The organism is Agathobaculum sp. Marseille-P7918, from assembly GCF_964248325.1.
Classification (GTDB): domain Bacteria; phylum Bacillota; class Clostridia; order Oscillospirales; family Butyricicoccaceae; genus Agathobaculum.
The window spans coordinates 92,737-105,370 of record NZ_CAXTXI010000006.1 but is presented as its reverse complement, the minus strand read 5'-3'; the positions used below and the strand labels follow the sequence as shown (position 1 = coordinate 105,370).

At 52.4% G+C, this 12,634-nt stretch carries 10 protein-coding genes and 1 pseudogene; 2 read left to right on the top strand and 9 right to left on the bottom strand.

Translation table 11 applies throughout. The features are described 5' to 3' along the window. The first annotated feature begins 15 nt into the window (after positions 1-15). Together ACESSO_RS09990 and ACESSO_RS09985 are read left to right on the top strand one after the other, a co-directional pair. Positions 16-1,197 carry a LuxR C-terminal-related transcriptional regulator gene (locus ACESSO_RS09990; RefSeq protein WP_373165006.1) on the top strand — a complete coding sequence of 394 codons (1,182 nt, stop codon included), beginning with the start codon at positions 16-18 and terminating at the stop codon, positions 1,195-1,197. Positions 1,198-1,418: 221 nt separating this feature from the next. After that, positions 1,419-5,219 (top strand): S-layer homology domain-containing protein, encoded by a 3,801-nt coding sequence (locus ACESSO_RS09985; RefSeq protein ID WP_373165004.1) that lies wholly within the window; start codon positions 1,419-1,421, stop codon positions 5,217-5,219. A gap of 126 nt (positions 5,220-5,345) precedes the next feature. Here the strand turns inward: ACESSO_RS09985 and ACESSO_RS09980 are convergent, their stop codons facing one another. From ACESSO_RS09980 to ACESSO_RS09940, 9 genes and pseudogenes are all read right to left on the bottom strand, one after another. Then, a complete protein-coding gene (locus tag ACESSO_RS09980; protein WP_373165001.1) occupies positions 5,346-5,711 on the bottom strand; it encodes a hypothetical protein in 366 nt (121 codons plus the stop codon). Between the two features lie 270 nt (positions 5,712-5,981). Further along, positions 5,982-6,137 carry a hypothetical protein gene (locus tag ACESSO_RS09975; protein ID WP_373165000.1) on the bottom strand — a complete coding sequence of 52 codons (156 nt, stop codon included), beginning with the start codon at positions 6,135-6,137 and terminating at the stop codon, positions 5,982-5,984. 91 nt (positions 6,138-6,228) lie between these two features. Next, the gene (locus ACESSO_RS09970) at positions 6,229-6,804 is read right to left on the bottom strand and encodes a plasmid pRiA4b ORF-3 family protein (protein WP_373164998.1); all 576 of its coding nucleotides are present in this window, start codon (positions 6,802-6,804) and stop codon (positions 6,229-6,231) included. A gap of 34 nt (positions 6,805-6,838) precedes the next feature. Next, entirely contained in the window at positions 6,839-7,300 is a 462-nt protein-coding gene (locus ACESSO_RS09965) for a low molecular weight protein-tyrosine-phosphatase (protein WP_373164996.1), read from the bottom strand. A gap of 88 nt (positions 7,301-7,388) precedes the next feature. Next, positions 7,389-7,724: pseudogene (locus ACESSO_RS09960) on the bottom strand (DUF1016 N-terminal domain-containing protein); the annotation flags it as partial. A 146-nt stretch (positions 7,725-7,870) separates the two neighbouring features. Continuing rightward, positions 7,871-8,617: a metallophosphoesterase gene (locus ACESSO_RS09955; RefSeq protein WP_373164994.1), complete on the bottom strand. Its 747-nt coding sequence runs from the start codon at positions 8,615-8,617 to the stop codon at positions 7,871-7,873. Between the two features lie 23 nt (positions 8,618-8,640). After that, complete coding sequence (locus tag ACESSO_RS09950; RefSeq protein ID WP_373164992.1) at positions 8,641-10,266, bottom strand: recombinase family protein; 1,626 nt, start codon at positions 10,264-10,266, stop codon at positions 8,641-8,643. Further along, positions 10,263-11,015 carry a recombinase family protein gene (locus ACESSO_RS09945; protein ID WP_373164990.1) on the bottom strand — a complete coding sequence of 251 codons (753 nt, stop codon included), beginning with the start codon at positions 11,013-11,015 and terminating at the stop codon, positions 10,263-10,265. Before ACESSO_RS09945 ends, ACESSO_RS09950 begins: the two co-directional genes overlap by 4 nt. Next, entirely contained in the window at positions 11,015-12,616 is a 1,602-nt protein-coding gene (locus ACESSO_RS09940) for a recombinase family protein (protein ID WP_373164988.1), read from the bottom strand. The genes ACESSO_RS09945 and ACESSO_RS09940 overlap by 1 nt, the downstream gene beginning before the upstream one ends. Between the last annotated feature and the right edge of the window lie 18 nt (positions 12,617-12,634).

Below are 12,634 nucleotides of genomic sequence, written 5' to 3'. Positions count from 1 at the left end.
TTTGGAGGCACGGTCATGGAGTATCGTACTGTGCAGGAAACTGCTGATAAATGGAAAGTATCAAAGCGGATGGTGCAGCAATTGTGTGCAGCCGGGCGTATCCCCGGCGCCCGGAAATTTACCCGCGCCTGGGCCATCCCTGCGGACGCGGAAAAGCCTCAAGACCCCCGGCTAACCCAGCCGAACTCGTCCATACTGCTCACGGGCAGCGGAAACCTCATGCCCCTGATGAACAGCGCCTTTGTGCCGGGGCACTGCCGGAAGACGGCAGAGGCCATGGCAGAGGGTGCGCAGCGGGATATCGCCCTGGCGGAATACCACTATTTTACGGGAAAACCGGAGGCGGCGGCACATGAAGCGGAGCCTTATCTTAACAGTGCCGACCCTGGGGCTCGACTCTCTGCCTGTCTGCTCTGCGCCTATGCGAATCTCTCTCTGGGACGCATCCAGCAGACGCGTTTTGCCCTCAGCGAATTAAACGCAGCCCTCTCCCGTGGGGGAAAATCACCGGAGACAGAGGCCGCATCTGCGTTCGTGGCGGCGGCGGGGGCGGTACTGCTCCATCTGCCGTTGCCCGCAGGACTGCCGGACGTCCACAGCTTTCTCCCTCTGCTTCCAAGCGGACTTCGAGCCTTCTCCCTGTATGTCTACGCGCACTACCGATACCTACAGGGGGACTACGCCGCCAGCGCCGGTATCGTGGAGGGAACGCTGGCCATGGGAGCCGGACGCTACCCCATCCCCGCCATCTACTTACACCTTGTAGCAGTGATGGACTACATGGGTCTCAAGCAGACGGACAAGGCCCAGACACACCTGCTCTCCGCATGGGCGTTAGCTCGGCCTGACGATCTCATCGAGGGCTTTGGCGAACACCACGGGCTGCTGGGCGGGATGCTGGAGGCCGTTATCAAGCCTGAGTGGCCGGAAGATTTTAAGCGTATCATCGACATCACCTACCGTTTCTCTGCGGGATGGCGCAAAGTCCACAACCCGGAAACCGGCCACGATGTGGCCGATGATCTGACCACCACGGAGTTTGCCGTCTGCATGCTGGCGGCGCGGGGCTGGAATAACCCGGACATTGCCGAACACCTGCACATTTCTTTGGCCACCGTCAAGCGGCACTTGTCCAACGCCATGAAAAAGCTGGACATTACCCGGCGGGGCGACCTGCAAAAATTCATGCTGCAATAACCACACGCCCAGGGAAAACCGCCCTGGGCGTGAGCTATTTTTACCCCCAAAACGGCTAATAGTCCGGCAGATTTTTTTATGCTAAAATAAAAATATAGCCCGGCTCACGCCGGGCAAAACGATGGGCGCACAAAAGAACACCGAAAAAGGGCTATGCCCCCTTTCCAGTATGGGGTTGCCCATACCCAAGTTCTTTGCATGCTCCCAAAAGGAGGCACAAGATGAAAAAAGGAATTTTGGGCATCTGTCTGACTCTGGTCCTGTGTCTTGGGCTGCTGCCAACGACGGCTCTGGCAGCATCAGGGGACACCTATCTAGCTCTGGGCGACAGCATTACCACTGGTTACGCACCGAACAATACCATAGTTTCCAGCCCCTTTGCCAATCAGGTGGCGGCGGCTCAGGGTTACACCCTAGTCAACGAGGCGGCCGACGGCGAGACGTCTGAAACGCTGAAAAACAAGCTGACCGGCAACATCATCAATGTTTCCGACGCCGCCCTCATCTCCATCACCATCGGCGGCAACGATTTGATGGACGCATTGTATGGGTATCTGGTGGAACAATATAACGCCGCCAAAGACCCGGATATCACTCTGGAACGTTTGAAGGCCGCGCTGTCGGATCTGTCTCAGGAGGAAAACCAGCAGCTGCTGCTGGGCGTCATCAGCTATATAAGCGGCTTTGACAACTCTTTAGCAGAAACAGAGGCCCTGACTGCCTTTGAAAGCAATCTGACCGCCATCATTACCGAGATCCAGACGAAAAACGCTGGCGCGACCATCGTGATCGCCACACAATATAACCCGTACAGCCATATCAAATATCCCTTAGCAAGCAGCATCGTCACCGCCTTTGAAAACGGCGTGGTGAAGCTGAACCAAAAGATCAATCAAGTAGCCGCAAGCAAAAGCGTCCTTGTGGCCGATGTGTACCAGGTGTTCAAAGCGAACAGCACCCAGCTCACCAATGCCTATGTAAATTCTCTTTATCCGATAGATGCCAATCTGGACTTCCACCCCAACCAGACCGGCCACGATCTGATTGCCGAGACCATCAACAGCAAGCTGCCCAAGCCGAGCTATGATCTGTGGGTAGGCGGCATCCAAGTCACCGGTCTCAACTATACAGACGTGCTGGGCGACGGAACCGTGTCCTATGATGCTACCACCAACACCCTGACCCTGAACGGGGCGAAGATCGATACCTACACCAAAGGTCATGTTATCCATTCCAAGATGAACGAGCTGACCATTCAGATAGTGGGGGAGAACAATACCATCACTGCGGCCAGCGCCTATTGGGGCATTCGTGCGGAAAGCGGCAGTTTGACCCTCACCGGGGATGGAAAACTCACTGTCAATGCCAAAAACAGTCAAGGTATTTCTGCTGCGGAGGACTTGACCATCACAGGTGCAGCCCATGTAACGGCGGATGCGCGTGATATTGCCCTTTGTTCTGACGGTGGAGCTGTCTGCGTTGACGAAAATGCGGTAGTAAAAAGTTTCTCTGAAACATATTACACCATTTACGCTCAGGATGGCGATATTGACATCAGCGGTTCCGCTCAGGTATATGGGGAAGGATATGCCTGTATGCAGGCCGGATATTATTATGATGACGCTAATTATGGATATGGGGATATCCGCATATCCGGTAATGCGGTGGTGAGCAGCATTTCCACCAGTGAAAACTGGAATGGTCTGTATACCCCCTTGGGAAATGTTGAAATTTCCGGTACTGCCCAGGTCACCACAGAGAGCTATTTTCCTGCCATTTATGCAGGCTATAATGTTTCCATCACCGGCGGCACCGTCAGCGCCGTCTCCATCAGTGACTGTGCTATTTGGGCAGAGGAAGATTTGGAGATTTCAGGGGAAAACACCGTCGTGAACACCTATATTGAGGAGGCTGACGGAACTATCCGGTATAGCTGCGGCGGCATCGTTGGGCGAGATGACTTGAGCATTGATGGCGGTACCGTCAATGCGTATGCCGAATGCGCAGAAGAAACCGACCGATACTGCATCCGGTGCGATGATGGAACCTTTTCTGTTTCCGACGGTACGGTCAACGCCGTCGTTCAAAACGAACCGCAAAGCGGTTATGGTAATCCGGCTATTTACTGCGGTAAAACTATCAATTTCACCGGCGGCCAGATCAACGCTTCCAGCAGACTGCACTGTGCCATCGAAGTGTATGGCTATAAAGTAGGAGATGCAGTCAGCTATATTACAGGCGATGCGGTGGTCAATCTGACCTCCTATTATCGCGATAGCCTAAATTGTGGCACCGATCTGGTCATTTCGGGCAACGCCGTTGTGGAAGCCAACTCTGGAACGAGCTCCGGCATTTCCGGAAATAACAAAAACATCACCATCGAAGGCAATGCCAAGGTAAAAACGTTTTCTGAGGTTGACCCCGCCTTGTATGTGGGAAACAACCTGATAATTAGCGGTCCGGCCCAGGTTTACGCAGAGTCGGAAACAGATTCAGGCATCAAAGTGTGGGAGACCCTTACGATTCAAGATGGTGCCAATGTCACCGCTCTGGGCGGAATTGCCGTAAATAACAGCCAAAATGTAGAAACAGATATCGCCGATATCCAAAACAGCATCCTTACCGTATCCTCTGACGAAGATACAGGTGATTTTGTCAACATCAACAAAAATGGTATTGGCACCTTCTCCATCAAGGGTTCTTGGGTCCACATGAGCCGGAAGGATGAAGAAGTGGTCATCGCCGATTCCGTAGTGTTCTATGGCACTTCCGGCACTGTGATCGGTAATGCCGTTCTGCCCGGCAATGCAGCATTGGCCTCCGGTGAGACCCTCACCGTGCCCGAAGGGGCGGCCTTGATTCTGCCCGATGGCAAGAAGCTGGAAAACAATGGTTCGCTCCAGACGGAAGGCATTATGGAAGTGGGCAGCGCCGCCACATTTACCGGCCCCATGACGGTTTCCGGTAAAGTCTATGTGTTTGAGACGGATGGCGGTGCCAATCCTGTGGAAGGCGCGTCGTTCACGCTCTCCGGCAGCGGCGAAGTCTACGCCCAACTGACAGGACTCACCGGCACCACCATCCAGCCTGCCGCCAGAACATCGGGAAGCTATCCATACACTCCGGTAAACGGAAGCGAGGAAACCTGCACGAACCGTTGGTCCTATTCCAATTATGTCTCCTCGGGTACGAGCACCCCCAGCTATGGCATTACTGTAGAGGACGCGGACAACGGCAGCGTCACTCTATCCCACCGCAACACCGCAAAGGGTACCACCGTCACTATCACCGTCAAGCCCAACGAAGGATACACGCTGAACACCCTCACCGTCACTGATAAGGACGGCAAGACGGTGGAACTGACCAAGGTGAGCGATACTCAGTACACCTTCAAGATGCCCTCCTCCAAGGTCACCGTAAAGGCTGCCTTCGAGAAGGAAGAACCGATCAACACTCTGCCCTTCACCGATGTGAACGCGGACGACTGGTTCTATGAGGCTGTGAAGTATGTCTATGACAACGGCATGATGAACGGCACGGCCAGCAACCGGTTTGACCCCAACATCCCCCTCAGTCGCGGCATGATTGCTCAGGTACTCCACAATCTGGAGCAGAACCCTGCAGCAGGCAGCGGCAGTTTCACCGATGTAACTCCCGGCGCATGGTACGCCGACGCAGTAAACTGGGCGGCATCTCAGGGTATCGTGGACGGCTATGGCAACGGGCAGTTCGGCCCCGAGGACAACGTCACCCGCGAGCAGCTTGCGTCCATCCTCTACCGCTATGCCCAGCACAAGGGCTATGATGTGAGCGTGGGAGAGGACACCAACATCCTCAGCTACGCGGATGCCTTTGAAGTGAGCGAGTGGGCCGTCCCCGCCATGCAGTGGGCTTGCGGCGCCGGGATCATCAACGGCACCGGCGACGGCTCCACTCTTACCCCTCAGGGCAACGCCACCCGCGCCCAAGTTGCCACCATGCTCATGCGGTTCTGCGGGTACTATGATATCAACGCAAGATAATTTCCCTCATATGCAATCAAGCCACTCCAAGACTACGATACAAAGTTTCCCAAACAAGGAGCCTGCGTCATGGAAAAAGTGGCGACACAAAGGAGCTATGATTGAGCTATATTTGTCCCTTTTGTGCTAACCTTCATACGAGGATCGGAGAAAATACATCCCACCGCCTGTTTTTGGGGCGTGGATAGCCAAGCTGCTATCCACGCCCCGTTTTTTTGACAGCATTATTGCTGCAACCGTGCTGTGCCCCAGTGAGCGGCTGATGTTGTAGATCGTTGCGCCGGAATAGTTGGCGAACGTCGCAAAGGTGTGCCACAGTCCGTGCAGCATCAGCTCGGGCAGATGGTTCCTGCGAATGAATGTGCTGAACGTCTTGGTCAGATAATCGGTCAAATACGGATCGCCGTTCGGCCAAGTCAGCACATAACCCGTGTCCTGATTCCTTACCGAAAAACAGCCGGTTCTCGCGCTGCCGCAGCGCCTTGCGTGCATCGATCAGCCGCGCTGGAAAGACGGATACCGGTATCGTCAAATGCCGGGTCGGGGGCTTTGCGCCCCACTCCCCTTGCCTGTTTATAGTGTAGCATAAGTTCAAAAAGTATATCTACCGGAATTCCAAAACGCCGTTTTCCGTTGCAAAAACCGGTTAAAAGCAAAAGATACCGCCTGTTATCAGGCGGTATCAGTTGGTATTTTGGAACATCGCAACACTATAGATGCCACAGCCTTTACCCGCTCGCAAGCGTCCTGCCTATTAGTTTTTTACTCCATAGGAGATAGTTCTCCGCTATGAGCCTCCAGAGCTTCGATCCGGTGATCCTGCGTCAAGATCTCCATCTGGCTGATAGCGATAGCATTGAGCTTTGCAATCATTCCGAACAGAGCCATGTTCAGAACATCGGCTTCACTGGCATACACCTTACATTACATTTTATAATGGCTATCGGCTCCATCAGCGGCTGGAATTTTTGACTCCAAACCAATATGGCCATGAAGTAGGGGGATATGGCTACTCCTTGCAAGGATATGGCTGGTATTGGTTTCGAAGGGTTTTGGGGATCTTCTCTAACCGGGAATTCATGTAGTCCAGATCAAACCAAGCAAGATCGAGTTCCTTCTTATAAGTTCTGATGAACTGCTTATATTTCTGCTCGTCAAATGCGAAAGTGTCAACTGGAAGAGGCCCTGTATATCTTGAAAGTGTTGGAGCTCCGCCACAGTTTTCAATAATTCCGTAGCCTTCGCCATTAAGAACTTTAGGTGCAGTTCCATCTCCTGTTTCTTTGCTTTCCATACAAAGTTGTACTTCCCAACTATCGCCAAAATCATATAACATGGTGAAGGGTTTTCCAACTTCTAACATCTCTTTGATGTAGATATGGTCTGCCTTTGAACCATCGATCTCTGTTTCAGGGAGTCGAAACGCAAATAGATGTTCGCCTCGCATCTCAAAAAGTGTCATTACAACATAGGCTAAATCTGCAAATGTCGCATGGCTATCTACTTGAAAGCGGCGCCAGATATTTGGTTCAATCTCAGTATCTCGCAATTCCGCAAAAAATTGAAAAGTTTGCTGGTCGCACATGTCGGACGCCTCCTTACAATAATCACCCACAGAATCATTGCTGGGGTAGATTTAAAGTGTTAAGCAGCCCCTGACAGCCGGCCAATACATTTTTCCATGTTTCCTCGAAATTGCCTGTGTACCATGGATCGGCAACTTCGCCGGGGTGGTCTGTAAAATCCATCAGGAGGTGCATTTTGTCGGCAAAGTCGCCGCCGCAAATCTGGTACATTCTCCGCAGGTTGGCATTGTCCATACCAATCAGGAGATCGTATTTCTCGTAGTCGCTGTTCAGCAGCTGGCGGGCTCTCTTGCCGGAGCAATCGATGCCATGCTCGGACAGCTTGCGGCGAGCTGGCGGGTACACCGGATTGCCGATCTCCTCGGTACTGGTGGCTGCTGACTCGATCTGAATGCTCTGCTCCAGACCAGCCTTCTTCACCAGATCCTTCATAATGAACTCGGCCATCGGACTTCTGCAAATGTTGCCGTGGCAGAGAAAAAGTATCTTGATCATGCGTTGAACACTCCAATTTGCTGTCTTCGAATCCAGTATAGCACGAGATCTCTGATTCGTCGAGAAGGAGTTCCAGATGGGCCTCTGCCGCAATCTTTTTCTGGAGTTCAGCCTTTGACCACCCAAATTGCTGGACAGCACTCAAGTACCAGCGCCGTTCTTCCAGACTTAGGTCTGCTTCGAGAATAACTACATTGTGTGTCCAGCTGACCTCCATGGCCAGCTTCAGCAGTTCAGGCTTTCCACCATACATCCGGTAGAAGTCCCGCATCCGGCGCAGATTGCGGGGAGAGAAGCCGGAAGCATCCTGGTAACGGTTTTTCAGATATTCGGCAGCTGCGACAGCGGCACCCTTTTCCGGTCTGTCACAGATCAAAGCGCCCAGCTTGCAGTACAGCTCCATCTGAGACTTTGCTGTGGCCATTGCCGTATCCATAGCGGCAAACATAGCGGAGTAATCGATGTTTTTGCGGATGTTCATGGCTTTCTCCTTTCCGGCAGAACCTGCCTAATTTAGAAACAGGCCAAAGAGAAACGCAGGAGTATTTCCTGTGCTTCTCTTTGGCCTGTTTACACCACTTGCACCATCTGCTCCCAGAGCAGCACGAAGCGGTCATCGATAATTCTGTTGTCGTGGTAATGTCCGAACAGCCAGTAGTGGAACTTGGCTCGCTCTCTAACATCCTCCAAGAAGTCTGTCAGGTGGTCGTGAACATATCCACCGTTCCCCAGTATGTCTACGATGCTGCTTGGAGCGCAGTGGGTGATCACATAGTCCACCTCATAGTGAATGCGTTCCAGGCTGCGGCGAGCTTCCTCGTACTCGGACTGGCTGGGAAGCTCCTGTTTCCACCAGGAGTGGTGGTTGACCCGGAAGCGGGCGCCCATTCTTCGGAGAGCCCAATACTGTTCTTCAAAATCCGGCGCGTTGGGATTCAGAATACCGTCATCAATATCGTGACTCCTGGCACCTCCCATAGTGAAGAAGGAATATCCCTGCAGATCGAAGACCTGCCCGCGCATCAGATGGATCACATGGGGGCGAATGCGCTGAATTTTCCCGCCGTTCCATTCCTCTACGGGGTATTTCCCCAGCAGGTCGAAGTTTTCGTGGTTGCCGCTGACAAACAGCGTGGTGAACGGCAGCTTTTCCAGCCGGTCCAGGCTGCGGGCATCCTTTTTGCCGCCTTCCCATATACCGCCGAAGTCGCCGCAGATGATCATAAAATCATCCCTGGTCATTTGAGCCTGCTCTGGGAAATGTTCTGGATCAAATCGCTGAAAGTTGCCGTGGGTATCACCTGTGGCATAGATCATGTTGATTCACCTTCTTTCGCTTATTATATCATATCCTGGTCGACTTGAACGCCGCCCCGGAGGTATACCGTGATTTTCTCGGCAGAGTGGACTTTGACCGTATCCACCAGCTGCCGGACGAGGGCTTCATCCCATTCACAGATATGGCAGGATGCCTGTTCCATAGCGGCTGCCGCATCCTCTATGCGCTGGACTGCCTGTGTGTTATTTTGCCGCTGTTCTTCTATATAGGCTCGCTTTTCTTTTAATTCGGCAGCCTCATTCATAATTTCTCGCAGCTGGGCGGTGTATGCCTCGGCATCCTTAGTTCGTGCGGCTTCTGCCACCAGCTCTCGAGTCAGGTTGTTCAGCTCGTCCAGCCGCTGTTCGATTGCCGCAAGACTTATGCTCTCACCGGGTACCGGGGCCAGCTCCACCTCCATGGCGGATGTGATCTGCCGGATAAGAGTGCTCTTTTGACTCATGACGGAATTGATAGCGGCGAGGATCGACCGCTGGAGAGGTTCCTCATCCAGCGTGGGCGAGTTGTGACAGTATTTTGTTCCATAGTCCAGGCGGCTGACGCAGCGCCATACCACACGCTTTTTGCCGCCCTTGGACCAGGTGCATCTGCGGTACAGCGTTCCGCATTCACCGCAGACCAGCCGCTCCGAGAGGGCATATTTGCTGGCGTAGGATGCCATGCCGGTGGGCGCATTCTTTTTGGAGGGGCTCTTTCCGGCACTGCGCCGCGCCATCTCTGCCTGTACGGCATCGAAGGTTTTGCGATCTACAATCCCATCATGATGATCCTGTACCAGATACATGGGGAGCTGTCCGGTATTGCGAATGACCTTTCGGCTGATGCAGTCGCTGATATAGGTTTTCTGCAGAAGGACATCTCCGCAGTATTTCTCGTTCCGCAAGATACTGCGGATAGTTGTGATGGTCCACTGAGCTTTTCCAAACACATTGGGGATCTGCTCAGCCTCCAGCCGCTCCTTGATCATCCGAAGGCTGGCGCCGGTCAGGTATTGATGGTAGATTGACCGCACCACCTCGGCCTGCTCCGGGATGATTTTAGGATTTCCGTCCTCGCCCTTTTCGTAGGCATAGAGGCGGTCGTACTGAATGATGGCTTTTCCTTCCCGCATGGCCTGGCGCTTGCCCCAGCGGACATTGGCGCTGATGCTCTCACTTTCAGCCTGGGCAAAAGCTCCCAGCATGGTAATGAGGATCTCACTGTCTGCTTCCAGGGTATTGATGTTTTCTTTTTCGAAGATCACTGCGATGCCAAGCTCTCGCAGGGCACGAATGTAGTTCAGGCAGTCCACCGTATTTCTGGCGAAGCGAGAGATGGATTTGGTCAGGACGATGTCGATTTTCTTTTGCTTGCACATCCGGATCATCTTCAGAAATTCAGGCCGTTTGCGAGCTGAGGTACCTGTGATGCCCTCGTCGGCAAAGATCCCGGCCATAGTCCAGTCACGGTTGGTCATGATCTTGTCGGTGTAGTAGTTTTGCTGGGCTTCATAGCTGGTGAGCTGTTCCTCATCGTCGGTGGAGACTCGGCAGTATGCAGCCACGCGAAGCTGCCGCTTGACAGTCTGCTGGGCTGCGGCCTCCGGTTTTGCGGGAATGGTAATGACTTTAGGCGGGCTTTCTCTCATACTGTTTCACTTCTTTCTATCATTTGATGGTTTTTTAATTGAATATCCAGGGTTCCGTCTCTGTAGCACAGGATGGCGGAGACGGAACTTTGAAGCAATTCAGCGTCCAGCTCGGTCATAAGCTCATGCTTGGAGAACAGCCTGCGGAGCCGGATGGTTTCATACTGGTTCGGATCTATCGCACTATATTGTGTTGCGGCGATGGCCAGGATGAGCTTCTGAGCGGCATGCTCATCGATTGACTGTTGCTCCATCACGGTATCCAATTCCCTTTGCAATGTCTGCTCTGGGATTTGGGGCAGATGTTCCGGTTTTGCAAGCGTGATGCGTTCCGGTGATGCAATCAGACCATTGAGCAAGTTCAGCACCTGCTGTTCCATCTGCTTCGTGGGGCTATGGCCGCTGAGCCGGCGCAAGAGCTTTTGCGCTTCTGTTTTTTGTGCAGGGGCTTGTTTTGCACTCCGCTTTTCAAGAACTTTGCTCAATGTCTCCTGGTCAGTAATAGCGGGATAACCACCTTCTCCAGTGTAGCGATGATCCTCTAAAATACGGGCGACCATGTTTTTGTTCCATAGCTTTCCCTCGTCATAGGGAATTGGCTGCTCCTGCAGTTGGGCCACTAATATGTTGAAAGAGGCGCCGGAAAGGTACTGTTGGAAGATATACTCCACCAGCTTTGCTTCTTGGTCGTGGAGAACAACTTCTCCCATTTCCACCCGATACCCAAAGGGCTGCTTTCGATTGCCCATTACCGCACCGTCCTCTCTATGGTTTCGACCAACTCCAATCCGTTTTTCAGGCGGAAGCGGATCTGCTCGTTGCTGTCTACGATGATTTTGTCAACGAGTTCACCGAACAGCTCCGCATCGAAGCAGTCAAGGAAGTCCGGCCCTGCATCCAATATTTCCATCAGTTCCCGCGTTTGGGTGATGGTGCTGCCGCCGTCAGCGGCCAGCAGGCGTTCCTTTTTCAGCTTTACGGTACGGAGCTGTTCGGTCAGCTCATTGTTCTGGGATATAAAAATGTCAGGATCAATGAGGCCCTGCTGTTTCAGCGTGGCCAACATCTGATTCTGACTGGTCAATTCGGATATTTGCTTGTTGAGTTCAATAACATCCAGGCTCCATAGCATTCGACGGTTGCGAATCGCTTGGAGTGAGGTGAGCATTGTGTTTAGGATGGGATTTCCGTGGTGCTTGAGATTGTAATAGAGACGGCAGAAAGCATGGTAGAATGATGCTTGTGGGATCTGTGTTATCGTACATTTTCCTTTGTCAATATCATGTGTACGACAAGTCCAGTACACTTCCCCATGATGTAGTTTTTTCTTGAATAATGCACCACAACAACCACATTGGAGTTTCATTGCCAGCGGCAATGAAACCTCTGTCCCCGTTATAATTTTCTGAGCACGCTTACGCATTAATGACTGTGCTGCATCGAATATCTCTTGGCTGATAATTGGTTGATTACTTCCCGTGACAAAGTATTGATCTTTTTCACCGTTGTTTCTTTTTTTCTGATATGGTAGGGTCTGCGTTGTATATCTCTTTTGTAGCAAGGCGTTTCCAGAGTATCGTTCATTCTGAAGAACATAGCTTATCGTGGTTTGTTGCCAGTATTGTTTTCCATCTCTGGTTGGCACTCCAAGCTTTGTTATTTCAGTGGCGATATCCGCTTTGCTGTACCCTGACAGATACATATCAAATATCTGTTGAACAATTTTCGCTTCAGATTCTTCGATTTCAAGGGTGCCATTCTTCAGCCGGTATCCAAAAGGTGCTTTGCAGGTGATAAACTCGCCACTTTGCATTCTCCTCTGGTAGCTCCATCGCATATTACCGGAGATGGACTCACTTTCGGCCTGGGCGAAGGACGCGAACAGAGCAGTCATCATTTCGCCGGACATGGTTGCTGTGTCGATGTTCTCTTTTTCGAAGCAGACCCCAACCCCCAGCGATTTCAGCTCCCGAATCGCCTCCAGACATTCCTTGGTGTTGCGGGCAAAGCGGGAGATGGACTTTACCAGCACTCGGTCGATCAGACCTCTGCGGCAGTCTGCGAGGAGCCGTTGGAAGTCCTCACGCTTCTCAGCTGATGTGCCGGTGATGCCCTCGTCGGCATATATGTCCACCATGCTCCAATTTTCCTTGCTGGAGATCAGGCTGGTGTAGTACTGATTTTGTGCGGCGAAGGAGTTGAGCTGGTCATCAGAGGTCGAACTGACACGGGCGTAAGCCGCTACCCGCAGTTTAACATTCTTAGGCTTTTCGGTAGCCTCGATGGTTATGACTCGATACTGTTTTTCCTGCAGCGCCATGCTGCCGTCTGTCATCCGCTTCTCTGCCATGTCAGCTCACCTCCTTTT

Excerpts from the sequence above, each read along its gene's own strand:
- ACESSO_RS09940 (WP_373164988.1), bottom strand. The coding sequence starts at position 12,616 with ATGGCAGAGAAGCGGATGACAGACGGCAGCATGGCGCTGCAGGAAAAA.
- ACESSO_RS09950 (WP_373164992.1), bottom strand. The coding sequence starts at position 10,266 with ATGAGAGAAAGCCCGCCTAAAGTCATTACCATTCCCGCAAAACCGGAG.
- ACESSO_RS09955 (WP_373164994.1), bottom strand. The coding sequence starts at position 8,617 with ATGATCTATGCCACAGGTGATACCCACGGCAACTTTCAGCGATTTGAT.
- ACESSO_RS09980 (WP_373165001.1), bottom strand. The coding sequence starts at position 5,711 with ATGCACGCAAGGCGCTGCGGCAGCGCGAGAACCGGCTGTTTTTCGGTA.
- ACESSO_RS09965 (WP_373164996.1), bottom strand. The coding sequence starts at position 7,300 with ATGATCAAGATACTTTTTCTCTGCCACGGCAACATTTGCAGAAGTCCG.
- ACESSO_RS09970 (WP_373164998.1), bottom strand. The coding sequence starts at position 6,804 with ATGTGCGACCAGCAAACTTTTCAATTTTTTGCGGAATTGCGAGATACT.
- ACESSO_RS09990 (WP_373165006.1), top strand. The coding sequence starts at position 16 with ATGGAGTATCGTACTGTGCAGGAAACTGCTGATAAATGGAAAGTATCA.
- ACESSO_RS09945 (WP_373164990.1), bottom strand. The coding sequence starts at position 11,015 with ATGGGCAATCGAAAGCAGCCCTTTGGGTATCGGGTGGAAATGGGAGAA.
- ACESSO_RS09985 (WP_373165004.1), top strand. The coding sequence starts at position 1,419 with ATGAAAAAAGGAATTTTGGGCATCTGTCTGACTCTGGTCCTGTGTCTT.